This window comes from Micromonospora sp. WMMA2032, assembly GCF_002688545.1.
Taxonomy (GTDB): domain Bacteria; phylum Actinomycetota; class Actinomycetes; order Mycobacteriales; family Micromonosporaceae; genus Micromonospora; species Micromonospora sediminicola.
On sequence record NZ_CP024052.1, the window covers coordinates 4,600,027 to 4,623,785 of the forward strand.

Genomic DNA, 23,759 nt, shown 5'->3' on the forward strand with positions numbered 1-23,759 from the left:
GGCTCTCGGTAACCCGAGCCTGGCTCATAGTAGGTAAAGTCCTCTCGTCCGTCAGCCCACCGATCCGGTCCCGGATGGAGATACGTCGATGACAAGCGGGCTCGCCCGGGTCACCATCAGCGCGCCCCGGCGCCGGGTCGACGTGGCCCTGCCGGAGCAGGTCCCCCTGGCCGAGTTGCTGCCCGAGGTGCTCCGGCACGCCGGGGAGGGGCTGGCCGACGACGGGGAACGGCACGGCGGCTGGCTGCTGCGGCGCACCGACGGCGCGGTGCTCGCCACCGCCCAGGCGCTGCTGCCGCAGGGCGTCCGGGACGGCGAGGTGCTGCACCTCGTGCCGGCCCGCGCCGAGTGGCCCGAACTGGAGTACGACGACGTGGTCGAGGCGATCGTCGACGGGGCCCGACGCCGGGGCGCCGCCTGGTCCGCCCCGGCCACCCGGGCCGCCGCGCTGGCCGGGGCCGGCGTGCCGCTGGCCGTCGGGCTGGTCGCCGTGCTGACCGCCGGCGCCGGGGGCCGGGACTGGCCGGTCGCCGCGGCGGTCGCCCTGATCCTGGTGCTCGCCGCCACCGCGGCGTCCCGGGCGTACGGGGACGGCCCGGTCGGCGCCACCCTCGGCGGGTACGCGCTGCCCTGGGCGGCGACGGCCGGCGCGCTGGCGGTCGGCCCGGGCGACCCGGTCGGTCCGATCCCCGGGCTGCGCTGGATCGGCGCCCCCGAACTGCTCGTCGGCTCGGTGGCGCTGCTGCTGGTGGCGGTGCTCGGCCTGCTCGGGGTGGCCAGCCGGTCCCGGGTCTTCGTAGCCGGCGTCACAGTGGGCGCGGCCGGGGCGGTGGCCGCGCTCGGTGGGCTGCTGCTGACGCCCGCCGGCACCGCGGCCGTGCTGCTCGCCGTCCTGGTCTTCGCGCTCGGCGGGCTGCCGCTGCTGGCCATCCGGCTCGGCAAGCTGCCGCTGCCGCCGCTCACCCTGCCCGCTCCCGCCGGCACCCGTGACCTGCCCGACCGGGGACGGGTGCACGCCGCCGTGGCCCGCGCCGAGGAGGTACTGACCGGGATGCTGATCGGCCACGCCGCGCTGGCCGTCGGCGCGATCGGGGTGCTCGTCGCGGCCGGCGGGACCGCCGCGTGGCTGCTGGTCGCCGTCGGCAGCGGGGTGCTGCTGCTGCGCTCCCGGCTCTTCGTGGCGGTGCGGCACCGGCTGCCGGCCGTCGTCGCCGGGCTCGCCGGGTACGCCCTGCTCGGCGCGGTGCTGGCGGAACGGGCCGGTCCGGGCGGGCGACTCGCGCTGACCGTCGGCGGGCTGGCCCTGGCCCTGGTGGCGGTGACCGCCGGCGCCACGTACGCCCGGCGACCGGTGTCCCCGTACCTCGGCCGGCTGGCCGACCTGACCGACACCGCCCTGGTGGTCGCGGTGGTCCCGGTGGCCTGCGCGGTGCTCGACCTCTACGACCGGGCCCGCGGCCTGCTCGCCTGAGTACGCGACGGCCCGGGCCGCGACGTGCGACCCGGGCCGTGGCGAAGCGTGACCGTCAGTGCAGCGTCTCGCCGCGCTCCTCGGCCTCCTTGGCGCGCCGGTAGGACGCGGCGATCTCGGCCTCGGCCTCGACCCGGCCGACCCAGGTCGCGCCCTCGACCGACTTGCCCGGCTCCAGGTCCTTGTAGACCTCGAAGAAGTGCTGGATCTCCAGGCGGTCGAACTCGCCCAGGTGGTGGATGTCCCGCAGGTGCTCCTGGCGCGGGTCCTCGTAGGGAACGCAGAGGACCTTGTCGTCGCCGCCCTTCTCGTCGGTCATCCGGAACATGCCGATGGTGCGGCAGCGGATCAGGCAGCCGGGGAAGGTCGGCTCGGGCACCAGCACCAGCGCGTCCAGCGGGTCGCCGTCCTCGCCCAGGGTGCCCTCGATGAAGCCGTAGTCGGCCGGGTACTGCGTGGAGGTGAAGAGGGTGCGGTCCAGCCGGATCCGGCCGGTCGCGTGGTCCACCTCGTACTTGTTGCGGTGACCCTTGGGGATCTCAACCGTGACGTCGAAATCCATTTCCCACGCTCCCTCGTTTGCCCACGCTGGCTAACGGAACCAGCGGCTCGCCGCCCGCACGGGTGAACGCCCCCCGCCGGCTCCGGCCGCCGCATAGTGTTCGGACCGAAGTAGTGTCACCCAAGGTGATTTCGAGCGGGGAGGAGGGGGCCGTGGGGAGGGAAGATTCACACTACCGCCCCGAGGGGGTTGACGGGCGACGGTCCGTCGGATCCGGTTCCGGTGGAGCCACCGGGCGGGTGTCCGTCCCCGGCGCCAACGTTCCCCATCGTCCGGCCCCGGCCAGCGGATCGGCCCGGGTCACCCCGACCGGCGACCCGGCGGCGGCCCCGGTGAGCTGGCCCGGCGCGCCTGCTCCGATCCCGGTGAGCCCGCCGGTCCCGCCGGTCGGCGCCGCCCCGCCGCCGCCCCCGCCCGCCGTTCCGCCGCGCCGCCGTCGTGGCCGCCTGGTCGCGGCGCTGGCGGGCGTGCTGGTGCTGGTCCTCGCGGTGGCCGGGCTGGCGGTGCTCCGCCCGGGTCCGGTCGCCCGTCTGCTGGGCGGCGAGGCCACCCCGTCCGGTGCCACCGCCGCGCCGCCCGAGCCGGACCCGCCGGCCGTGCTCGGCGGTCCCGACGCCAACGCGCCGCTGCCCACCGAGGCCGGGATCCGGGCCGCGCTGGAACCGCTGGTGGGCGCCGCCGCGCTCGGCGACCGGGTGAACGTCTCGGTGGCGGACGTGGCCACCGGCGAGGCGCTCTACGGCAAGGGACCGGACGCGCCGACCGTGCCCGCCTCGGTGACCAAGCTCGCCACCGGTGTCGCGGTGCTCGCGGCGCGTGGCCCGGCTTACCGGATCCCCACCCGCGCGGTGGCCGGCCCGAACCCCGGCGAGGTGGTGCTGGTCGGCGGCGGCGACCCCACGCTCGCGGTGGACAAGAACGGCTTCTACCCGGGCGCGGCCCGGCTGGACGACCTGGCCGCCCAGGTGCGCGACGCGCTCGGCGGCACCGCACCGACCAAGGTGATCGTCGACTCGTCGCTGTTCAGCGGGCCGGTCTTCGAGCCCGGCTGGGACGCCGACATCCCCACCGGCGGCTTCGGCGCGGCGATCACCGCGCTGATGACCGACGGCGCCCGCAAGGACCCGGCGCTGGCGCGGCGCACCGCCGAGGAGACCAACCACGCCGCCGAGCGGGTGCCCCAGCCGGACCTGACCGCCGGCCGGCAGTTCGCCAAGCTGCTCGGGCTCACCGGTGGTGCCGCCCAGGTGACCCGGGGCGCGGCGCCGACCGCCGGGGGTTCCGGGTCGGCCGGCCCGGCGCCCGGCACCGAGCTGGGCAAGGTCGAGTCCCTGCCGGTGATCCGGCTGGTCGACATCATGATCAGCGACAGCGACAACGTGATCGCCGAGGCGATGGCCCGCCAGGTGGCGCTGGCCAAGGGCAAGCCCGGCTCGTTCACCGGGGGCGCGGCCGCCACCGACGAGGTGCTCGGCGAGCTGGGACTGCCGGCCGGCGAGATCAGCCTCGCCGACGGCAGCGGGCTGTCGCGCACCAACCGGATCAGCCCGTCCCTGCTCACCGAGCTGATCACGCTCGCCGGGAACGGCAGCCACCCGGAGCTGGCGGCGATCTTCGGCGGGCTGCCGGTCGGCGGCTGGTCCGGCACGCTCGACGAGCGCTACCGGGCGGCCGCCACCGCCGCCGGCGCCGGCGTGGTGCGGGCCAAGACCGGGACCCTGACCGGGGTGAACGCGATCGCCGGAACGGTGCTCACCGCCGACGGGCGGCTGCTCACCTTCGCCGTGCTCACCGACCGGACGCAGGGCTCGCTGGACGAAACCCGGCAGGCGCTCGACCGGATCACATCCGCGCTGGCCGGCTGCGGCTGCCGCTGACCGACCGACGTCGATCGGCCGACGCGAGCCCGGGTGGGGGTGTCGCGGCGCGGGTACGGTGGGTTCATGGCGCAGTTCGTGGACTGGGATCTGGCCGCCGCGACCGCGGGGGCGCTGGGCAAGTCGGGCCCCCGCGTGTCATACGCGGAGGCCACCGACGTGGTGGGCGACCTGCGCCGGCTGACCGAGGAGGCCGCCGGTCACGTGGCCGACTACACCGGGCTGCGCGCCCAGGTGGCCCACCCGCCGGTGCGCGTGGTCGACCGCCGGGACTGGGCGGCGGCCAACATCGCCGGGCTGCGCGAGGTGGTCACGCCACTGGTCGAGCGGCTCTCCGGGGACAAGCGGCCCGGCGCGCTCACCGAGGCGATCGGCTCCCGGCTCACCGGCGTGCAGGCCGGCACCGTGCTGGCCTACCTCTCCGGCCGGGTCCTCGGCCAGTACGAGGTCTTCGCCGGCGACCCGGGCCAACTGCTGCTGGTGGCCCCGAACATCGTCGAGGTGGAGCGGAAGCTCGGCGCGGACCCGCGCGACTTCCGCCTCTGGGTGTGCCTGCACGAGGTGACCCACCGGACCCAGTTCACCGCCGTGCCGTGGATGCGCGCCTACTTCCTCGGCGAGGTGCAGGCGTTCGTGGACGCCTCGCAGGGCGGTGAGCACCTGCTGGAGCGGCTGCGCCGCGGCGTGGCGACGCTCTCCGACGCGGTGAAGGACCCGGAGAGCCGGGCCAGCGTGCTCGACATCGTGCAGACCCCGGCGCAGCGCGCCGTGCTGGACCGGCTGACCGCGTTGATGACGCTGCTGGAGGGGCACGCCGAGTTCGTGATGGACGGCGTCGGCCCCGAGGTCATCCCCAGCGTCGGCGCGATCCGGGCCGCGTTCAACCGCCGCCGGGAGTCCGGCAACCCGCTGGAGAAGGCGATCCGCCGGCTGCTCGGCATCGAGGTCAAGATGCGCCAGTACGCCGAGGGCCGCAAGTTCGTGCACGGCGTGGTCGACCGGGTCGGCATGGCCGGCTTCAACAAGATCTTCTCCTCCCCGCTCACCCTGCCCCGGCTCGACGAGCTGGGCGATCCGGACGCCTGGGTGAACCGGGTGCACGGGCCGGCCGGTGCCACCCCGGCCGCCGGCTGACCCGGCCCTCCGGCCGCCGGTCGGCCCGGCGCCCGCGCCGTCCGTGGCGGCCGTGCGGCTCGCCGTGCGGCGGCTGCTGACCGACCTGCCCGCCGCCGGACCGGTCCTGGTGGCCTGCTCCGGCGGCCCCGACTCGCTGGCGCTCGCCGCCGCCACCGCGTTCGTGGCTCCCCGGCTCGGCCGCCCGGCCGGACTGGTCACGGTCGACCACGCCCTCCAGCCCGGCTCCGCCGAGCGGGCCGACGCGGTCGCCGCCTGGGCCCGCACGGCCGGGCTCGACCCGGTCGAGGTGCTCCGGGTACGCGTGGACGGGCGGCCCGGCGGTCCCGAGGCCGCCGCCCGCGGGGCCCGCTACGAGGCGTTGGTCGAGGTCGCCCGCCGGCACGGCGCGGCCGGGGTCCTGCTCGGGCACACCCGCGACGACCAGGCCGAGACGGTGCTGCTGGCGCTGGCCCGGGGCGCCGGCCCGCGCGGACTGTCCGGCATGCCGGAACGGCGCGACCTCGACGGGGTGCCGCTGCTGCGCCCGCTGCTCGACGTCGCGCGCGACGACACCCGGTCGGCCTGCGCCGCGCTCGGGCTCGACCCGTGGACCGATCCGCACAACACCGACCCCGCGTACGCCCGGGCCCGGGTCCGGGCCGACGCGCTGCCGGCGCTCGTCGCCGCGCTCGGCCCGGGCGTGGTGGCGAACCTGGCCCGGACCGCCCGGCTGCTCGCGGCCGACACCGCCGCCCTGGACGCGTTGGCCGACGCCGCCTTGGCCGACGTCCGGGCCGGCGATGAGGGGTTGTCGGTCGACAAGCTGGCCGCGCTGCCCGCGGCGGTGCGCACCCGGGTGCTGCACGCCTGGGCCCGGGAGCTGGGGGCCGCGCCGGCTGCCCTGTCGCAGCGGCACGTGGCGGCATTGGACGCCCTGGTCACCGGCTGGCGGGGGCAGGGGCCGGTGCACCTGCCCGGCGGTCGTCCGGTCCGCCGTCACGCCGACCGCCTGCTCGGCTGACCGTCGCGGCGGGGCGACGGTCAGGCGTCGGCGCGCTCGCGGAACGTGGTCCGGTAGGCGTGCGGGGTGGTGCCGACCCGGCGGGTGAAGTGGTGCCGCAGCGCTGCCGCGTCGCCGAAGCCGGCCTGGTCGGCGACGCTCTCCACGCTGAGCCGGGTGTCCTCCAGCAGTCGTCGGGCGAGCAGCACCCGTTGGTTGGTCAGCCAGTCGTGCGGGGTGGTGCCGGTCTCGGCCCGGAACCGGCGGGCGAAGGTCCGCGGCGCCATGTCGGCCCGGGCGGCCAGCTCGTCCACGGTGACGGTGCGGTCGAGGTGGCCCATCAGCCACTCCAGCACCGGTTCGAGCGTGGGGGCCTCCGGGGCGCGGGGGATCGGCGCCTCGACGTACTGGGCCTGCCCGCCGTCGCGGTGCGGCGGGACGACCATCCGCCGGGCCAGCCGGGTGGCCACGGCCGAGCCGTGCGCCTGGCGGACCAGGTGCAGGCAGGCGTCGATCCCGGCGGCGGTGCCGGCGCTGGTGAGCAGCCGGCCGTCCTGCACGTAGAGCGAGTTGCACCGGACCCGGGCCGCCGGGAAGCGCTGCTGGAGCTCGTCGACGTGCCGCCAGTGGGTGGTGCAGTCGCGCCCGTCGAGCAGGCCCGCCTCGCCGAGCACGAACGCGCCGGCGCAGACGCTGAGCAGCCAGGCGCCCCGGTCGGCGGCGCGGCGCAGCGCGGCGAGCACCGGCTCGGGCACCGGCGTCCCCTCGGCGTGCGCCGGCACCGCCACCAGGTCGGCCTCGTCCACGGGCGCGAGGTCGGCGGTGGGGGTGAGCAGGAAGCCGGAGCGGCTGCGGACCGGGGCGCCGTCGGCGGTGCAGACGTCGAACCGGTAGCCGGGGAAGCCGTCGACCGTGCGGTCGGTGCCGAACACCTCGGCGACGACGCCGAGTTCGAACGCGGCGACCTCGTCGAGGGCGATGACGGCGACGGAGCGGAGCATGTGACGAGGGTAACCCGAGAGGTGGCAGGAAATCGATGCCCGCTGGCATTCCTGCCACTGTCCGGACCGGACGGCGGGCCGGAAACTAGATGGTGTCCGGTGCGCACCGGCGGCGAAAACCATCCAAACCACGCGAAAGCGAGCGCCGCCATGACCGTTCTCCTGCTCCTGCTCTTCCTGCTCCTGCTCGTCGGCGCCAGCGCCCTCGGGCTCACCGCCGACACCCGCGACTCGGCCGACTGGAAGCCGACCGATGACGGGCGGCGCTGGCGCTCCCGCACCTGCTGAGGTGATTTGCCTCGTTCGCGCCGAAAATCCCCGGCGGGACCGCGCCAAAAGGGGCGGCCCCGCCGACGGAGGCCATCCGGCGTACGGCAGGCTAGGAGCATGGCTGACGGCTCCTGGTACGACGCCGACATCGACCACGTGATCATCTCCGAGGCGCAGATCCGCGAGAAGACCGCGGAACTGGCCAAGCAGGTCTCGGCGGACTACGCACACGTCGAGGACGGTCTCCTGCTCGTCTGCGTGCTCAAGGGCGCGGTCATGTTCATGGCCGACTTCGCCCGCGCGCTGGGCCGCCAGGGCCCGCCCGCCGAGCTGGAGTTCATGGCCGTCTCCTCGTACGGCCAGGGCACCACCTCGTCCGGCGTGGTCCGCATCCTCAAGGACCTGGACCGCGACATCGCCGGCCGGCACGTGGTCGTCGTCGAGGACATCGTCGACTCCGGCCTGACGCTCTCCTGGCTGCTGCGCTACCTGGAGTCGCGCTCGGCGGCCAGCGTCGAGGTGGTCGCGCTGTTCCGCAAGCCGGACGCGGTCAAGGTCGAGGTGCCGGTGAAGTACGTCGGCTTCGACATCCCCACCGAGTTCGTCGTCGGCTACGGCCTCGACTTCGGCGAGCGCTACCGCGAGCTGCCCTACGTCGGCGTGCTCAAGCCCGAGGTCTACGCCCGCGCCTGAGCGCCGTCGGGCCGCTCGTCAGCGGACGTTCAGCGGGCTCTCAGCCTTTCGGTCTACGGTAGAGACCGGTGACGTGGAGGCACCCTCCACGCCCGACCCCTCGAGCCGCGTGACCGGGCGGTGTGGGCGGGTCGGGTGCGGAGCTCCCCGCCACGCCGGCTCAAACCCTGGTTCGCCCTACGCGTAAGTGCCGGGCTCACAAGCTCACATCTCGCTCGTACGGTGTACCGTCGAATGACCGTGGTGCGGCAGTTCGCGCGCCCCGGGGGTCGGGCCGGCCCGCACGGCGGCCACGGCCGCCGCCCGAGGCGGCGACACCATTCAGACGGTCAGGACGTCGATCAGGAGGATGCGGGCGTCTCGGCGCCCGACGACAGCATGGAACGTACGCGTTTCTTCCGCCGACCGGTGGTCTGGATCATCCTGGTCATCCTCGGCGCCGTTGTGCTCAGTCAACTGTTCACCGCTGGTCCCAGCTACCACCGCGTGGACACGTCCGTCGCGCTCGACCAGCTCAACAAGGGCGGTATCGAGAAGGTCGTCTTCCAGGACAAGGAGCAGACGCTCCAGCTCGACCTGAAGGACAAGGCCAAGTTCGGCGACACCAACACCGACAAGATCGAGGCGCAGTTCCCGTACGAGGTCGGCGGCCAGGTCTGGAACCAGGTGCGCGAGGCCGAGGCGGCGGACCGGATCACCGGCCCGGTCGACACCAAGGTGTCGTCGGACAGCATCTGGGTCAGCCTGCTGGTCAATCTCCTCCCCATCGCGCTGCTCGTGCTCCTGCTGCTGTTCTTCATGTCGCAGATGCAGGGTGGCGGCTCGCGGGTGCTCAACTTCGGCAAGTCCAAGGCGAAGATGATCACCAAGGACACGCCGAAGACCACCTTCGCGGACGTGGCCGGTGCGGACGAGGCCGTCGAGGAACTGCACGAGATCAAGGACTTCCTGCAGAACCCGGCGAAATACCAGGCCCTGGGCGCCAAGATCCCGAAGGGCGTGCTGCTCTTCGGCCCGCCCGGCACGGGTAAGACGCTGCTCGCCCGCGCGGTGGCCGGCGAGGCCGGCGTGCCCTTCTACTCCATCTCGGGTTCCGACTTCGTGGAGATGTTCGTCGGCGTCGGCGCCAGCCGGGTCCGCGACCTCTTCGAGCAGGCCAAGTCGAACGCGCCGGCGATCGTCTTCGTCGACGAGATCGACGCGGTCGGCCGGCACCGTGGCGCCGGCATGGGCGGCGGCCACGACGAGCGGGAGCAGACCCTCAACCAGCTGCTGGTCGAGATGGACGGCTTCGACACCAAGGGCGGGGTCATCCTGATCGCCGCCACCAACCGGCCGGACATCCTCGACCCGGCGCTGCTGCGCCCGGGCCGCTTCGACCGGCAGATCCCGGTCGACGCCCCCGACATGGAGGGCCGCAAGGCCATCCTGCGGGTGCACGCCAAGGGCAAGCCGTTCACGCCCGACGTCGACCTCGACGCGGTCGCCCGGCGTACCCCGGGCTTCTCCGGCGCCGACCTGGCCAACGTGATCAACGAGTCCGCGCTGCTCACCGCCCGCAAGGAACAGCGGGCGATCACCAACGACTCGCTGGAAGAGTCGATCGACCGGGTGATCGCCGGTCCGCAGCGCCGGACCCGGGTGATGAGCGACCAGGAGAAGAAGATCACCGCGTACCACGAGGGTGGGCACGCGCTGGTCGCCTGGGCGCTGCCGCACGCCGCGCCGGTGCACAAGGTGACCATCCTGTCCCGGGGCCGGTCGCTGGGCCACACGCTGGTCCTCCCCACGGAGGACAAGTACACCCAGACCCGCGCCGAGATGATCGACACCCTGGCGTACGCGCTGGGCGGCCGGGCGGCCGAGGAACTGGTGTTCCACGAGCCGACCACCGGCGCCGGCAACGACATCGAGAAGGCCACCCAGCTGGCCCGCGCGATGATCACCCAGTACGGCATGAGCTCCAAGCTCGGTGCGATCAAGTACGGCACCAGCGGCGACGAGCCGTTCCTCGGCCGCAACATGGGCCACGAGCGGGACTACTCCGACTCGGTCGCGGCCGAGATCGACGGCGAGATGCGCGCGCTGATCGAGCTGGCCCACGACGAGGCCTGGGAGATCCTGGTGGAATACCGGGACGTCCTGGACAACATGGTCCTGGAGCTGATGGAGAAGGAAACCCTCTCCACCGCCGACATGGCCCGCATCTGCGCCCGGGTGGTCAAGCGCCCGCCGATGGCCCCCTACCACGGCTTCGGCAAGCGCCAGCCCTCGACCGAGCCGCCCGTGCTCACCCCGGCCGAGAAGGACGCGCTGCAGAAGCAGGCCACGGCCGACGGCATCTCGGTCGGCGGGTCCAGCAACAACTCGGACGGTACGCACTGAGCACCGACCCGACGGCCGGCTCCCCTCACCGGGAGCCGGCCGTTTCCGCGACCGAACCCGACGGCGACGACGCGCTCGACTACGTGGCCGCGCGCCTGATCAGCGGCAAGCTGACCGGTGGCCCGGTGGAGCAGAGCGTCGACCTAGCCCGGATCGAGAAGGCCGTCCGGGAGATCCTCATCGCCGTCGGGGAGGACCCCGACCGGGACGGCCTGCAACAGACACCGGCCCGGGTCGCCCGCGCGTACGCCGAGCTCTTCGCCGGCCTGCGGGTCGACCCGGCGCAGGTCCTCCGCACCACCTTCGAGGCCAACCACGAGGAACTCGTGCTGGTCCGGGACATCGACGTGATGAGCCTGTGCGAGCACCACCTGCTGCCGTTCCGGGGCAGCGCCCACATCGGCTACATCCCCGGCCCGGACGGCCGGATCACCGGCCTGTCCAAGCTGGCCCGGCTGGTCGAGGTGTTCGCCCGCCGGCCGCAGGTGCAGGAGCGGCTCACCTCGCAGATCGCCGACCTGCTGATGTCCAGCCTCGCGCCGCGCGGCGTCATCGTGGTGCTCGAATGCGAGCACATGTGCATGGCGATGCGCGGCATCCAGAAGTCCGGCGCCAAGACCATCACCTCGGCGGTCCGGGGCGGCCTGCAGAACGACGCCAAGTCGCGGGCCGAGGCCATGGCGCTGATCATGCACCGCTGACCCGGCAGAATCGACGGCCGCGTGCTCCCACCCGGGAGGCGCGGCCGTCGCCGTCGCGGAACGTCAGCCGGGCAGCATGGCCAGCAGCAGCACGGCGGCGGTGAGCACCGCCGGAATCAGGCAGACCAGGGCGCCGAACCGAGGAGTCCGGTCCACCCGGTCGGTCGGGCGGGGGCGGAAGAGCCGCCCCACCGCCAGCCAGCCCAGCATGAACGCGACCGCCGGCAGCGGCAGCCCCACCAGCAGCGCCAACGCGGTCACCGGCCCCGCGCCGGCCAGCGCGTACAGGGCGAGCTGGAGCAGCGGCACCACCAGCGCGAGCGGCCCGTACACCAGCAGGTTGCGCGGGCGGGCCGGCCAGCGGGCCAGCCGGGGCAGACCCCGTGCGCTCAGCGTGTCGTCCGCCGCGTCCGCCCACCCTCCGGCCGCACGCAGCGCCGCCAGCACCGCGGCCGGACCGCCGGCCATCGACCGGGCCGCCTCGGTCACCTCCGGCGGCGTCGGCACCAGGGAGATCGCCGGTAGGCCCAGCTCACGCAGCCGGGCCTGCTGCGGCGCCAGCCGTTCGCGTACCGCGGTCAACTCCTCGCGGGCCGCCGCCACCGACCGGGCCTGCTCCCCGGCGGCGGTGGCCGCCGCCCGGCGTACGCCGTCGAGCTGCCGCGCGGCCGCCACGTAGTCCGCCCAGGCCGACTCGGCCGGGTCCACGGCCACGGTCGCGCCACCGGCCCGGGGCCCGGGCACCGTCGTGCCGGTCTCGCTCACGCGGTGCCTCCGTCCGCTCGCGACCGCGGGGTCGGTGCCTCATCGGTGCCGAAGGGCACGAAGACCGTGCCCTGCTCGTCCGGGCCGTCCCAGAGCACCGCGCGGCCCGGCCGCGGCCGCCACCACACCGGCCGGTCGAAGAGCTGCTCCAGGCGACCGCCCGGCACGTCGGTGACCGCCACGGCGGTGAGCTTGTCCACCTCGCCCTCGGGACCGAGCAGCCCGGCCAGCGGCGCCGGCGTCCGCCACCAGCCGAGCAGGTGCCGGCCGGCTGGTGGGCCCTCCAGCAGCAGCGACCGCAGCAGCTCCGGCGGCAGCTCGGCGGCGTCCGGCACGTCCAGCCCGAACACCACCAGGTAGCCGGGCTCGTCCGACTCCACGGCCGACCGCAGCCCGGCCGCGTCGACCGTCTCCACCCGGTGCCGCCCGGCCAGCTCGGCGGCGAGCACGCCGGCCGGCTCGGCCGACCCGTTCGCCAGGGGGGCCAGCACGAACCGCGCCGCGCCCGCATGGGCCGCCGCCGCGCTGCGCACCGCGGTGACCAACAGCCGCTCGGCCTCCTCGTCGCGACCCAGCACGGCCAGGTTCCGGCCGGCGGCCGGCCCGAGCGGGACGGCCACGGTGCTGCGCCGGACGTCCACCGCCCGGCCGAGCAGCGCGGCCGGCCCGTGCGCCCGGCCGGCCAGGGCGGCCCGGTGCCGGGGGTCGTTGGCGAGCAGCGGGCGGGCGTAGCCGGCGAAGACCACCGGGGGGACGGCCTCCTCGGTCCGGTTCGACCAGAGCCGCCGCCGCAGGTCCGCCAGCACCTGCGGATCCTCGTACGGGTCGGGGAAGCGGATCATCCGCTCGTGCCCCCGGGTCGCGCCGCGCGGGCCGCCCAGCCCGCCGGCCGTGTTCACCACCGCACTGCCCACCGGCAGGCCGGCCGCCGAGTCGTTGGCCGGCTCCAGCACCGCCGAGCCGCCCGGCAACGCCACCCGCACCGGAAACTGGCCCAGCAGCGGGTCACGCGGACCACCGATGCCCAGGTCGCCCTCGCCGGCCAGCACCAGGTGGACCCCGTACGACCGGGCGGTGCGGGCCAGCGCGTCCAGCCGGGCCAGCACGTCGGCGGCGAGCCGGTCCCGGTCGCGCAACAGCAGCGGGAAGTTGTCGATCACGCAGACGATCCGGGGCAGCGGCTGGTGCTGGCGCAACTCGGTGTAGCGCTGCCCGCCGGCCCGCCGGGACGCCTCCTCCCGGCGGCGCACCTCCGCCTCCAGCTCGCCGAACAGGTCGGCGACGTACTCCCGGTCGGCGGCCATCCCGGCGGCCCGCACCTGCGGCACCCAGGACCGGTCCCGCTCGGTCTGCAGGAACTCCACGAAGGACTCGCCGTCGCCCAGGTCGGCCAGGTAGAGCGTCAGCTCGTCCGGCCCGTACCGGGCGGCCAGGCCGAACAACGCGTCGGTGAGGAACGCCGACCGGCCGGCCTGCGACCGGCCACTGACCAGCCAGTGCGGGGTCAGCTCGGTGAAACCGAGGCTGACCGGACGCCCGGCGGCGTCACCGACCGTGGTGCTCAACCCGTCGACCGAGTCCGCCGTCCACAGCCCGTCGGCGGGCAGCAGGTCGGCCAGGGCGAGCCGGGAACCGTCCTCGATCTGCCGGGCCAGCCGGCGGCACACCTCGGTGACCAGCTCCGTGGGCGGATCCTCGTCCAGGAACACCGGCGAGTGGAGACCACCCGGCGGTTCGGCGCCCGGGCTGCTGAACCCGGTGAGCGGCGGGTCACCGACCAGCGCGTACGCCGTGCGCACCGCGAGCGGGGTGGCCCGGGGCAGCGGACCGCCGTCGGGCCACCCGGCGACCACCAGGTGCAGCCCGGCGCGCGGCCCCCGGTCGGCCAGGTCGGCGAGCCGGTCCAGGTCGGCGGTGGTCGCGCCCTCGGGCAGGGCGGCCACCACGAGCAGCAGCGTACGGTCGTGCCCGCGCTGCCGCGAGGTCCCGGCGGCCACCCACTGCTCCGCCTCGGCCAGCACCGCCCGGAGCCCGGTCAGGTCGGCGGTGGGCGGGGGCAGCAGGCCCGCGTCGGCGAGCGCCGCGAATCCGGCGAAGGTGTCGCCCGGACCGCCGTCGACCGCCCGGGCCAGCAGCGCGCCCGCCGGCGTGGCCGCGAACAGGCGCAGCAGCAGGGCCCGGAGCAGCCCGGCCACCCGAGGGTCGGCGGCGTCGGCGTCGATGCTCAGGTGACCGCTGCCGAACAGCGGGACCAGCGCGGGGAAGCGGGCGTCGTCCAGCGGCGCGGCGGCGCCCACCCGGACCCGGGCCGGCGGACCGTCGCCCGGTGGCGTCGCCGACGTGAGGGCCTCCACCGCCGCGCCGGCCCACCCGGGCGCCGCCCGCTCGGCCGCCGCCCGCAGGCGTTCGGCCAGCTCGTACTGTCGGTGGTGATCGGCGGGGGCGGGCCGGATCTCGTCGAGGATGCCCGCCGCCGCGGTCGCGGCGGCCTCGGCCCGGCGGTGCAGCGCGGCGGCCCGACCGGCGCGCGCCTTCGGAGTCGCCACCGCGTCCACCTCTCTTCCCGAGGCCGACATCTCCTCCCGAGCAGTGACGGTAACCCAGGCGCGGGCCGTCCACCGGGATGTCGGTCGGCGCGGTGAGCTGCGCGGCGGTGAGCAGCCTCACCCCGCGCCGGCCCGCGCGCCGGGCGGCGTCCGTCCGGCGGTTCGCCACGATCCGCCAGTTCTGAGGCATTGGGTACGCGGCGCGCAGCCGATAGCCTCAGGAGGTGGAATCAGTGCAGCCCCCCGCCGGTTCCCAGGTCTCCCGCGTACCGGCGCAGCGGACCCCGCCGGAGCAGATGGCGCCCCCCGCGCCGGCTCCGCTTCCGGTACGCCCCAAGCGCCCGCTGCGCACCGTGCTGATGGTCGTCGCGGGGGTGCTCGCGTTGCTCTGCACGGGGGGAGCGGTGGTCGGGTTCGTGCTCTACGACCGGGCGACAGCCCCGGACCGCAGCGCCCCCGACGTGGTAGTAGTCAATTACCTTCAGGCCGTTTTGGTTGCGCGCGACGACAGCAGGGCGACTCTATTTACCTGCGATGGACCGGTCCCGGCGGTTGATGCTCTCAGGGCTGAGATCGTCAGCCGTGAAGAGGAGCTCAACGCGTCGATGGCAATAAACATCGAAGGCGTCACTGTGATCGAGAAAAGCGGAAAGGATGCCGTAGTCACCGCCGTCATCAGGAGGAGCGCAGTCGTAGATGGCGTGCAACAGAGTCTCACCGACCCATGGCGCTTCGAATTGGTGGACCGGAACGGGTGGCTGATTTGTTCCGCCCAGCGGCTTTAGAGCCTCACTCCAGCCAGAGCAGGTGAACGGGAACCTCCAGGGTGGTCGGTGCCTGGCCGCGCCAGGCCCAGCGGTACCACTCGAGCTCCGACGTCACCCGGACGCAGATGTCGCCGTCCGCGCCGGAGTAGGTCTCGGTGACCGCACGCAGGTCGCGTCGCTCCACACCGCCGTCCACGTGCACCACGCGCCGTCCGGTCACCGCGTCGGCCTCGAACGCCGGGGTGGGCGGCCGGCGGGTGGGCGCGTCGAGCGAGACCAGCCGGATGCCCGACCCGGACGCGGCGGCGGGTTGCGGCCGGTCACCGATCGTCTCCACCCAGACCCGCTCCACCGGCACCAGCGGCGCGAACACCTCCACCTGCTCGGACTCGGCCCGATACCACTCGTGCTCCGGGATGACCGGCACGTAGGTGCGGCTGCCCTGCACCACCCGCTCGTCGGCCCGCAGGTCGGCACGCCAGCCGAGACCGGGCAGACCGACCAGCACGCGGCGGCCGCGCAGGTCGGTTCCGCCGGTGGCGGGCACGATCTCGACCGGCCGGGGTGGCAGCGGCGCCCAGTCGGGACGGTCGGCGAAGGGATCGGGCAGCGGGTTGCTCATGCGGGGCGCCTCACTCGGACTTGCCGAGGGGGGCGCCCCGCTTGCGCATGAACGGCAGCGGGTCCTCGGCGCCGCGACTGGACCGGTCGCCGCTGTTGTGCACCTCGAAGTGCAGGTGCGGGCCGGAGGAGTTGCCGCTGCTGCCGGAGAGCCCGATCACCTCGCCGGCCTCCACCGCCTGACCCGGTGTGACCCGAGGTCGTTCGATCATGTGGCAGTAGCGGGTGATGAACCCGCCGGCGTGCAGGATGTCGACGAACCATCCGCAGCCGCCCTTGTTCGGCCAGCCGTCCCGGTCGCAGTCCCGCCGCCCCGAGCGGTCCGGATCGCAGCGCGCGACCAGCACCCGGCCCGCCGACGCGGCGTGGATGGGGGTGCGTTTCCCCGCGGCCAGGTCCACCCCGTTGTGGCTCGGGCGGGCGGCGGTGCGGAAGCCGGACACCACCCCGCCGGGCAGCGGGGCGGTCCATCCGGAGGCCGCGATCCGGGCCCCGGCGGCAGCGTCGCAGACGGCCCTGCCGGCGATCTCCACGGTCCGGGCCGCGCCGCCGGCCAGCGCGTCGACGATCCGCCCGGCCAGCTCCTCGTGCTTCGCGTAGGCATCCGGGAACGCGCTGACCTGGACCCGCTGGGCCACCACGGTGAGCGGCCGCTGCTGCCAGTTCGGGACCTTGACCATCTTCTGGTAGAACTTGCGCGCCGTGTACGAGGGCGTCATCCGCTGCTCGACGCTGCCCCAGCCGGGACGTTGCTGGAACAGGCCCAGCGAGTCGTGGTCGGCGCCGACGCCCTCGTGCGGCAGGGCCAGCGACGCCGGGACCGTGCTGTTGGCCAGGTTGCGCAGCGCCGACTCCTGCATCGCGGTGGCCAGCGCGATGACCCAGCCACGGGCCGGGACCTTCATGTCCTGGCCGACCTTGATGATGACGGCCGCGTTGCGCAGCTGAGCCTCGCCGTACTCGGCGAAGCGCGGCATGTCCCCGGTCAGGTTCACCCGGTAGGCGGGGTCGCAGTCGAGGGCCGCGAGCTTCGGATCCTCCTGGTCGCCGCCCAGCTCCGTGAGGAAGAACGCGCCGGCGCCGCCGACGCAACAGAGCAGGGCGAGTGCGACGGTGACCGCGGTGGCGAGGACGCCGACGCGCAGCTTGCGGCGGACCTGCGCGGCGACGGCTCGCTCGCCGCTCACGACCGCTCCCAGTCGACCGCGTCCACCAGCCACGGACCGTCCTCGGCGACCAGCTCGAGCCGGAGCGTGCCGTTGTCCAGCGGGACCAGTGCCTCCACGAAGGACTCGGTGCGCGGCCGCAGCGTCGGCGGGCCGGTGGTCCGCCGGGCGGGCACGGTCTCCGGATCGGCGCCGGTCATCTTCTCCACCAGCGCGGGCGTGGAGAGCGGACGCAACTTCGCCTGCCAGGCGTCGCCGGTGGTGCCGGGCCCGGTCAACCAGGCCGTGGTGAACCGGCCGGCGACCTGCTCGGGGGTGGCCTCGCCCGGCCGGGTCCGCGGGGCGACCGTCGCCGGGGGACTGGACAGCACGCCGTCCTCACCGGCCCCGGGATCCACGGTGCTGATCGGCTGGGTGGGGCGGGTGGTCAGCCCGAGACCGGAGTCGACCGGCCCGGAGACCAGTCGGGCCGCGCCGATCACGCCGAAGACCAGCACCGCGATCACCAGCGCGATGCCGAGCCGGGACCGGAGGACCCGCGTGACGAGGAATTCGAGTGCCCGTCGCACCGGTCTCACCGGGCCTCGGAACGGATCCGCGGCGCGGGGCGGGCGGGCGGCGCGGCGCGGTCCGCCGAGTCCGGCCGGTAGACCGCGTAGGAGGGCGCCTCCTCGGGCACGTCCGGTTCGGTCCAGGTGGAGGGGGCGCGACGGGGCCGGGGCGCGGCGGCCGGACGGTCGCCCCGCCGCTCGACCACGGGCGCCTCCTCGGGCCGTTCCCGCCCGTCCGGCCGCTCCCGCTCGACCGAGGTGGCGGCGTGCGCCGGGTCCTCGTGCCGGGCCTCCGGCCGGAGGCTGCGCTGGTCGGCCGTGACGGTACGGCGCCGGCCGAACGCCGGCTCGTTGGTGCCGCCGGGCTCGGCCACGTCCAGCCGGGCGGCGATCCGCATGTCCCGGAAGAAGCGGCGGTGCCACGAGCCGGCCGAACTGACCGCCTCGCTGCTGTCCTTGCCGCCGAGCTGGGTGATCCGTCGGTACGGCCGCAGCAGCAGCCAGCCCACCACGCCGCAGAGCCAGACCAGGACCACCTGGAGCCAGCCGGGCAGCGTGGCGGTGTTCATGATCAGGTCGACCGCGAAGAGGTAGATGGCCGCACCGGTGCCGAAGATGGCGATGTTGAACACGGCGGCCACCACCGCGTTCGCCAGCCGGCGCAGGCCGGCGCTGGCCGGGCGCATCAGGCCGACGGTGCCCAGAATGGGCGCGGCGATCACCGCCCACCGGAAGATCAGGAAGCCGAGCAGCACGAGCAGCGACGCGGTGAGGTCGAACATGGCGAAGAGCAGCGAGGCCAGCACCGCGATGAAGCCGGCGCCGATCCGGTCCATGTCCCGGGTGCCCTGCAGGTACTCGTACGCCTCCGGGTCCTCGGTTTTAATCTGCTCCGCAACCTTCATCCACTGTTGTTGCTTCGCCTTGATCACTGCCTCGCGAGTCGCCGGATTCGACCGAATCGACTGCACTTCCCCCCACGTGAACGACCGCGCATCGTAGAGAGCGGGGCCGTATTTTCTTGCGGTCTCGCTGTCTGCCGAGCCGAGCATGCCGCGCAGCCAGTTCCGATAAAGCATGGTCTCTGTTGCGGTATCGCTGGCCCGCACTGCAGGCGGCCTTAGGTCCTTGCATCGTTCCGGGTTCGGATCGATACAGCGGCCTGGGCCTGGATCGCGTTTCTGCGGACCGACCGCATCGTGGACCACGTTGAGGGTCGTGATCAGAGTGCTGTCGGCGATGTTCGCGGACTTGACCGGCCACGCGGCCAGCGCGGTCACCGCCACCATCACGAGGAGCGCCCAACCGGCCGTGGTCATCGCGTTGCTCATGTCCGACTGGCGGGAGCGCCACAGCAGGTAGAGGCCGACGACGCAGATGGTAATGATGCCGAAGACGCTGAACACCTTCTGATACACGGCCTTGGTGGCCTGCTCGACCAACGGGTCCGCCCACCCCCACATCGTCCGCGGATCCCATGCTCGCTCACGCAAGGCGTTGGATGCGCCAATGATCGCGGTGGCGATCATGAACTCGCCATTGGCGACGGTCGTTGTGAACTTGTAGTCGGGGTGAAGGATTGTCGAGGCGCAGCCTCCATCGACGTCGTAGGTCGTGTAGCTGTATCCCGCATAGCCATAGAGGCTGTAACGCCCGGTAACTCCGCCCTCTGATTTCGGTGGAGCGCTGGCAAACCAGCCGGCTAGCCCAGAGTCGGGTGCTCCAGGAGTGGGTGGCTCAAGACACTCCGCGCGTGCGGACGACACTTCCTTCAGCTTCGCGACGCAGGCGCGGAAGTCGGCCTGCCACTCCTTGGTGCTGCACAGCTCGGCCCGGGCCTGGGCGGTCGGGCCGGCGGCGTACGCCGGTGTGGCGGCTCCGATCACCGGCCAGGAGATCGTGGCCCCGGCGAGTACGCCGAGCGCGAGGAGGAGCGCCGCGATCCGTGCCCGGGCCCTCGCCATGTCACGCCTCCAGATCAGCCAGGACGGTCGGCAGTTGCCCGGCGGCCGGGGCGACCGTGCCGGGGGTGGTGTCCAGGTGTTCCAGCAGCCCGTTGACGTACGACACGTCGACCCGGACCTTCTGCACGCGGCCGTCGACGTCGCGCATGACGAACTCGCGGAAGCCGAGTCGGGACGCCGAGCCGCTGTCGGCCTGGCTGAGCGAGGCGAGTGTGGCCTCGTAGCCGTCGTCCACCGGCACCCGCAGCAGCCGCAGCGCCTCGGAGGCGATCTCGCTGTCCTCGGCGATCCGGCCGACGAAGACGGTGGAGACGAGGTTCTGAACGTCGAGACCGAGGATGTCCTTCGGGTTCTGCGAGGCGACCAGCGCGGCGAGGTTCCACTTGCGGGAGTCGCGGGCGAGGCGGACCAGGAACGAGCGCCCGGAGCGCCAGCCCTCCATGAAGTGCGCCTCGTCGAGGCCGACCAGCTTGCGGGAGGACATCGAGCCGCCGTAGCAGCGGCGGACCGCCAGCCGGTGCGCGGTGTGCAGCATCGGCAGCGCGAGGGCCTCCTCGGCGGACCAGTATTCCCGCTCGATCTTCAGGTCGGGCAGCCGGAGCCCGGCCATGGTGATGACGGTGAGCGCGGCGTCGGCGCCGAGCAGCCCTTCCGGCGGCCGGCCGAAGAAGAGCATGGCCAGCGGCATCTCGGCGGTGTCGAGCAGCAGGTGGGCCAGTTCGCGTCCGGCGTCGTCGTCGAGCCCCTGGAGGCAGGTGACCACGTCGTCGAGGGTGGAGGTCTCCTCGGCCGGCACCTGGCGTACGGCGTGCCGGAACAGGGTGGCCGTGGACGCCTCCCGGGCCACCTGTGGCGGCACCAGCATCATGCAGATGTCCTGCACCAGCATCCGGCGCTCGGCGCGGGCGTTGGAGACCGCGATCTCGAACTCCCGATCACCGGCCGCCCCGGTGCCGAACTCGCTGCGCAGGGGCGTGGGGATCAGCGCGTACGGCGCCAGGGTGCCCTGCTCCGAGCCGGTCAGGTTGAGCACCCGCGAGTAGGGCGCCAGCTCGGGCATGGCGCAGAGCCGGGCCAGTGGGCCGGACGGGTCGAGCAGGGTCACCTGCACGCCGCGCCGGGCGGCCAGGTAGCCGAGCGCGCCGAGGAGCGTGGACTTGCCGCCGCCGGGTTCGGCGACGAAGACGGCGAGGCCGGAGCGCTCGCGTACCTCCATCGGGAAGTGCAGGTCGAGGAAGACCGGGCGACGGCAGGTGCCGGCGGTGCGGCCGATCAGGTCGCCGCGCCGGTCGCCGACGGTGGACGCGGCCTGGGGCAGCGCGGCGGCCAGCAGGTTGACCGGCATCCGCCGGACGTAGCCGGTGTTGGCGATCGGCTCGCCGGGGATGAACTCGCGGGCCAGCCAGTCCTGGTTCTTCGGGTGCTGCAGCGAGATCCGCAGCTCCCGCGAGTAGAGCTGGATCAGCCGGCGGGCCCGTTCCAGGCACTCCTCCCGGGTTCGGCCGCCGACCGCGATCCGGTGCCACCCGTGCGCGCGGGCCGAGTCGACCGGCAGCCCGGTGGTCATCTCGTCGCCGATCACCAGGGCACGCTTGGCCAGGCGTTCCAGCTCCGGCGGGGCGTCGATGCCGTGCTCGGCGTAGTCGAGCTGCTGGGAGCGGATCATCCGGAGCCGGTGTTCGAGGTTCCGGAAGGAGTCGTTGGGGCCGAGGATGTCGACCCGGGTGGAGAGTTCCATCGGCCAGGGCAGCCGCTCGTGGAAGTGCAGCCACGGCTCGTGTCGCTCGGGGATCTCCAGCGGTTCCATCCGGCCGACCGCGAGCACGGCCACGTGCCGTTCCTCGCCGGTCATCCGGTTGACCAGCTTGACCGTCGAGCCGTAGGGCGTGCGGTAGCGCTCGACCTGTTCGGTCAGGGCCAGCAGGTCGCCGCGTTCCCAGCGGCCGTTGGTGATCGGGGAGAGCACGCCGGGCGGCGCCATGCAGAGCGCCACCGAGCGGTAGAGCAGCCACTCCAGCTCCGGCGCGGTGACCCGGCGCCCGCGCATGCCGAACGCGCCGAGCACCTCGTCGAACTGCTCGACCGTACGGCCCAGCCGGCGTCGCTCGCCGTCGGCGGTGCCCCGGCCGAACGTGCGCAGCAGGCGCTCGGTGAGCGAGTCGCCGAGCGACCGGCGGGCGAAGGTGACGCCCAGGTAGGTCTGGCCCTCGGCGTGGTTGACCGCCATCAGGTGCCGCTGGGCGGCGACCAGGTGGTCGGCCCAGCCGGTGGTGCCGGGCACGTCCGGCAGCGGGGCGGCGGTGTGCGTGTCGATGGTGCGCGCCCACTCGTCGGCCGGGAACGGCCGGGTGGTGCGGCGCAGGTGCAGCCGGAACCCGGCCAGGCCCGCGTACTGCTCGGAGATCGCCGAGAGCAGCGCCTCGCGCTCGGCGTCGGGCCGGAACGCCCAGCGGACCTCGGGCAGCCAGTACCAGGCGGTGACCGTGTTGGGGGTGAACGTGAGGTGCCCGGCGATCTCGGTGATGGCCAGCTCGACGGCGGGGTCGCGGTCGCCGAACTTGATTTTCGGAGCGCGGACCCGGACCGGCTTGGTCGGCTTGTCCCGGCGGGCGGCGGAACGCTGCCGGGGCGGCGCCACCTCGCGGTGCGCCGGCCGCCCGACCTCGCGGGTCGGTGCCGGCGCCGCCGCGTACGGGTCCGGCAGGTCGTGGTCCGGCTCCCGCCGGTCGACGCGGCGCGCGGGGGGCGCCGTCTCGGCCGGCGGCGGGGCGACGGCCGCCTCGTGGATCGGCTCCGGCTCGGCCGGGGGCCGGAGCGCGGGGAGGCGGTCACCGGCCTGCTGCGGCACCCGCGTGCGCGGCGGTGGCGGCGGGTCGAGCGCGGGGGGCTGGACGGGCTCGGGCAGGGCGTGCGCCGGCTCCGGCCGGGGACGGCCGACCGCGCGTACGCCGGAGGTCTGCTCCCGGGCCGGCGGCGCGGGTTCGGGTCGGGGCGGTTCGACCGGCGCGGCGTGCTGGTGCGGGATCGGCAGCGCCTCCCGGCCGACACCGCGTCGGGGCGGCGCCACCACCGGTTCGACCGGCGCGGCGGGCGGGGTCGTCCCGGCGGGCGGGCCGGCCGGCCGACGGACCCGGGGCGGCGCGCCGCCGAACAGGTCGAGGAAGGGCGAGTCGATGTCGCCCTCGGGCCGGATCGGCTCGCGGGGTTCGGCGCCCCGGGGGTGAGCGGACGCGGAGGCTGGAAGACGCCGACCCGCCCGTGGCCGGGAGTGGTGACGAGCGCCGGGTCGAGGACGATCTCGTCGAGGTCCTCGTCCGGTGGGTAGTCGAACGATCGCGCACGGTTACCGGGCGATCCGCCCGGGTGCCCGGCCGGGGAACCCGGCGTGGAAGAGCGACTCATGCGACCGCCTCACCCGCGTCGTTCGTCTGCGCCGTCGGCGTACGCCTGGTCATGCCAGTTCCTCCCGGATCCTGATCCGGCTCGCGACGAGGCGCGGGTCCCGCAGCTCGGCGGCCGGCTCCCGGGTGCGTCGCCAGTCGGTCAGCGCGGTCCGGATGACCATGCGCGCCGGCCGGTCCGGGTCGACGTACCGGAAGATGAACGAGGTCGTCACGATGGCGAGCGAGATCTCCCAGGCGGGGAACAGCTCGATCTGGAGCGTGAACAACCAGTGGATGAACACGTAGAGGGGTACGAGCAGCATGAACAGGCCGTACTGGGCGTACGGCAGGTGGACGGGAAGGGTGTAGCCGGGCGGGCCCAGGTAGACGAGGCGTGCCCGGTAGATGTCGTCGTCGGTGCGCAGCCGCATCGTCGCCCAACGCCCTACTCGAAGATGAGGTTGATCAGGTAGTCACCGACGAAGAAGAGTGTGGCCGCGCCGGCGATGAAGGCCAGCCCGATGATGGCGATGGCCGAGCTGGTCAGCACCTTGGAGATCTCACCGCGGCTGGCCCGGCCGATGAAGATCACGCCGAGCACGGCGAGCAGGATCGGCGCGACCTTGCTGGCGAAGAAGGTGACGACGTTGTCGGTGTCGATGCCTTTCGGGGCCGGCTCGGCGAGTGGAGTCGACGCCAGGGTGTGGAGCGCGTGGTCGACGGCGGTCGACGCCGTTGCCATGAGCTCGATGGCGATCACTGGAAACCTCCCCAAAGGTCGCGGCCGGCGGTGCCGCGGTGGTGCAGTTAGGCAAGCCTGGCGGGATGGTGCTCGTCAGAGACAGCGCCGTCGACGCTGGGTCCGTCACTCACCACGGAGCGTGGCGAGCTCTGGGGGGATTCGTCCCGCTTCGGCCCTC

General features: G+C 74.1%; 20 protein-coding genes. 9 read left to right on the top strand and 11 right to left on the bottom strand.

The window, feature by feature from the left end; translation table 11 throughout:
* The first annotated feature begins 88 nt into the window (after positions 1-88).
* Positions 89-1,471, top strand: coding sequence for a type VII secretion integral membrane protein EccD (gene eccD, locus CO540_RS21295; protein WP_099163375.1), 1,383 nt, complete (start codon positions 89-91; stop codon positions 1,469-1,471).
* 55 nt (positions 1,472-1,526) lie between these two features.
* Here eccD and CO540_RS21300 read toward each other — a convergent pair whose 3' ends face one another.
* Positions 1,527-2,033, bottom strand: a complete 507-nt coding sequence (locus tag CO540_RS21300; protein ID WP_013288994.1) for an inorganic diphosphatase — start codon at positions 2,031-2,033, stop codon at positions 1,527-1,529.
* 365 nt (positions 2,034-2,398) lie between these two features.
* Here CO540_RS21300 and dacB point away from each other — a divergent pair, with 365 nt between their 5' ends.
* The 3 genes from dacB (at position 2,399) to tilS (ending at position 6,047) form a co-directional block, all read left to right on the top strand.
* Positions 2,399-3,910: a D-alanyl-D-alanine carboxypeptidase/D-alanyl-D-alanine-endopeptidase gene (dacB, locus tag CO540_RS21305; RefSeq protein ID WP_172968057.1), complete on the top strand. Its 1,512-nt coding sequence runs from the start codon at positions 2,399-2,401 to the stop codon at positions 3,908-3,910.
* 66 nt (positions 3,911-3,976) lie between these two features.
* Entirely contained in the window at positions 3,977-5,044 is a 1,068-nt protein-coding gene (locus CO540_RS21310; RefSeq protein WP_091576847.1) for a zinc-dependent metalloprotease, read from the top strand.
* 52 nt (positions 5,045-5,096) lie between these two features.
* Positions 5,097-6,047: a tRNA lysidine(34) synthetase TilS gene (gene tilS / locus CO540_RS21315; protein ID WP_099164885.1), complete on the top strand. Its 951-nt coding sequence runs from the start codon at positions 5,097-5,099 to the stop codon at positions 6,045-6,047.
* Between the two features lie 20 nt (positions 6,048-6,067).
* Here the strand turns inward: tilS and CO540_RS21320 are convergent, their stop codons facing one another.
* On the bottom strand, positions 6,068-7,027 hold the full coding sequence (locus tag CO540_RS21320) for a GlxA family transcriptional regulator (RefSeq protein ID WP_091568625.1): 960 nt from the start codon (positions 7,025-7,027) through the stop codon (positions 6,068-6,070).
* A 150-nt stretch (positions 7,028-7,177) separates the two neighbouring features.
* On the opposite strand from CO540_RS21320, the gene CO540_RS30440 reads away from it, so the two are divergent.
* From CO540_RS30440 to folE, 4 genes are all read left to right on the top strand, one after another.
* Positions 7,178-7,315, top strand: a complete 138-nt coding sequence (locus tag CO540_RS30440; protein ID WP_172967895.1) for a hypothetical protein — start codon at positions 7,178-7,180, stop codon at positions 7,313-7,315.
* Between the two features lie 99 nt (positions 7,316-7,414).
* Positions 7,415-7,990: a hypoxanthine phosphoribosyltransferase gene (hpt, locus tag CO540_RS21325; protein WP_091568626.1), complete on the top strand. Its 576-nt coding sequence runs from the start codon at positions 7,415-7,417 to the stop codon at positions 7,988-7,990.
* A 378-nt stretch (positions 7,991-8,368) separates the two neighbouring features.
* Complete coding sequence (gene ftsH, locus CO540_RS21330; RefSeq protein WP_091568628.1) at positions 8,369-10,375, top strand: ATP-dependent zinc metalloprotease FtsH; 2,007 nt, start codon at positions 8,369-8,371, stop codon at positions 10,373-10,375.
* A gap of 83 nt (positions 10,376-10,458) precedes the next feature.
* On the top strand, positions 10,459-11,076 hold the full coding sequence (gene folE, locus CO540_RS21335; RefSeq protein ID WP_091568630.1) for a GTP cyclohydrolase I FolE: 618 nt from the start codon (positions 10,459-10,461) through the stop codon (positions 11,074-11,076).
* Positions 11,077-11,139: 63 nt separating this feature from the next.
* Here folE and CO540_RS21340 read toward each other — a convergent pair whose 3' ends face one another.
* Both CO540_RS21340 and CO540_RS21345 read right to left on the bottom strand, forming a co-directional pair.
* A complete protein-coding gene (locus CO540_RS21340; protein ID WP_099163377.1) occupies positions 11,140-11,841 on the bottom strand; it encodes a hypothetical protein in 702 nt (233 codons plus the stop codon).
* Entirely contained in the window at positions 11,838-14,396 is a 2,559-nt protein-coding gene (locus CO540_RS21345; RefSeq protein WP_172967896.1) for an FtsK/SpoIIIE domain-containing protein, read from the bottom strand. Before CO540_RS21345 ends, CO540_RS21340 begins: the two co-directional genes overlap by 4 nt.
* A gap of 224 nt (positions 14,397-14,620) precedes the next feature.
* Between CO540_RS21345 and CO540_RS21350 the strand changes: the two genes are divergently transcribed.
* A complete protein-coding gene (locus tag CO540_RS21350) occupies positions 14,621-15,172 on the top strand; it encodes a hypothetical protein (RefSeq protein ID WP_099163379.1) in 552 nt (183 codons plus the stop codon).
* A gap of 4 nt (positions 15,173-15,176) precedes the next feature.
* On the opposite strand, the gene CO540_RS21355 is transcribed toward CO540_RS21350, so the two are convergent.
* The 7 genes from CO540_RS21355 to CO540_RS21385 all read right to left on the bottom strand — a co-directional run bounded on the left by CO540_RS21355 (position 15,177) and on the right by CO540_RS21385 (position 23,599).
* Positions 15,177-15,776, bottom strand: a complete 600-nt coding sequence (locus CO540_RS21355) for a hypothetical protein (protein WP_099163380.1) — start codon at positions 15,774-15,776, stop codon at positions 15,177-15,179.
* Between the two features lie 10 nt (positions 15,777-15,786).
* The gene (locus CO540_RS21360; RefSeq protein ID WP_099163381.1) at positions 15,787-16,962 is read right to left on the bottom strand and encodes a M23 family metallopeptidase; all 1,176 of its coding nucleotides are present in this window, start codon (positions 16,960-16,962) and stop codon (positions 15,787-15,789) included.
* The gene (locus CO540_RS21365; protein WP_099163382.1) at positions 16,959-17,519 is read right to left on the bottom strand and encodes a hypothetical protein; all 561 of its coding nucleotides are present in this window, start codon (positions 17,517-17,519) and stop codon (positions 16,959-16,961) included. The genes CO540_RS21360 and CO540_RS21365 overlap by 4 nt, the downstream gene beginning before the upstream one ends.
* Positions 17,516-19,456, bottom strand: a complete 1,941-nt coding sequence (locus CO540_RS21370; RefSeq protein ID WP_099163383.1) for a hypothetical protein — start codon at positions 19,454-19,456, stop codon at positions 17,516-17,518. Before CO540_RS21370 ends, CO540_RS21365 begins: the two co-directional genes overlap by 4 nt.
* Before the next feature lies 1 nt (position 19,457).
* Positions 19,458-22,649 (bottom strand): ATP-binding protein, encoded by a 3,192-nt coding sequence (locus CO540_RS21375; RefSeq protein WP_099163384.1) that lies wholly within the window; start codon positions 22,647-22,649, stop codon positions 19,458-19,460.
* Positions 22,650-22,907: 258 nt separating this feature from the next.
* Entirely contained in the window at positions 22,908-23,270 is a 363-nt protein-coding gene (locus CO540_RS21380; RefSeq protein ID WP_099163385.1) for a hypothetical protein, read from the bottom strand.
* A 14-nt stretch (positions 23,271-23,284) separates the two neighbouring features.
* A complete protein-coding gene (locus tag CO540_RS21385; RefSeq protein ID WP_091070155.1) occupies positions 23,285-23,599 on the bottom strand; it encodes a hypothetical protein in 315 nt (104 codons plus the stop codon).
* Positions 23,600-23,759: the final 160 nt, after the last annotated feature.

Coding starts and splice junctions, on each gene's coding strand:
- CO540_RS21355 (WP_099163380.1), bottom strand. CDS start 15,776: ATGAGCAACCCGCTGCCCGATCCCTTCGCCGACCGTCCCGACTGGGCG.
- CO540_RS21320 (WP_091568625.1), bottom strand. CDS start 7,027: ATGCTCCGCTCCGTCGCCGTCATCGCCCTCGACGAGGTCGCCGCGTTC.
- hpt (WP_091568626.1), top strand. CDS start 7,415: ATGGCTGACGGCTCCTGGTACGACGCCGACATCGACCACGTGATCATC.
- CO540_RS21300 (WP_013288994.1), bottom strand. CDS start 2,033: ATGGATTTCGACGTCACGGTTGAGATCCCCAAGGGTCACCGCAACAAG.
- CO540_RS30440 (WP_172967895.1), top strand. CDS start 7,178: ATGACCGTTCTCCTGCTCCTGCTCTTCCTGCTCCTGCTCGTCGGCGCC.
- eccD (WP_099163375.1), top strand. CDS start 89: ATGACAAGCGGGCTCGCCCGGGTCACCATCAGCGCGCCCCGGCGCCGG.
- CO540_RS21370 (WP_099163383.1), bottom strand. CDS start 19,456: ATGGCGAGGGCCCGGGCACGGATCGCGGCGCTCCTCCTCGCGCTCGGC.
- CO540_RS21310 (WP_091576847.1), top strand. CDS start 3,977: ATGGCGCAGTTCGTGGACTGGGATCTGGCCGCCGCGACCGCGGGGGCG.
- CO540_RS21380 (WP_099163385.1), bottom strand. CDS start 23,270: ATGCGGCTGCGCACCGACGACGACATCTACCGGGCACGCCTCGTCTAC.
- ftsH (WP_091568628.1), top strand. CDS start 8,369: ATGGAACGTACGCGTTTCTTCCGCCGACCGGTGGTCTGGATCATCCTG.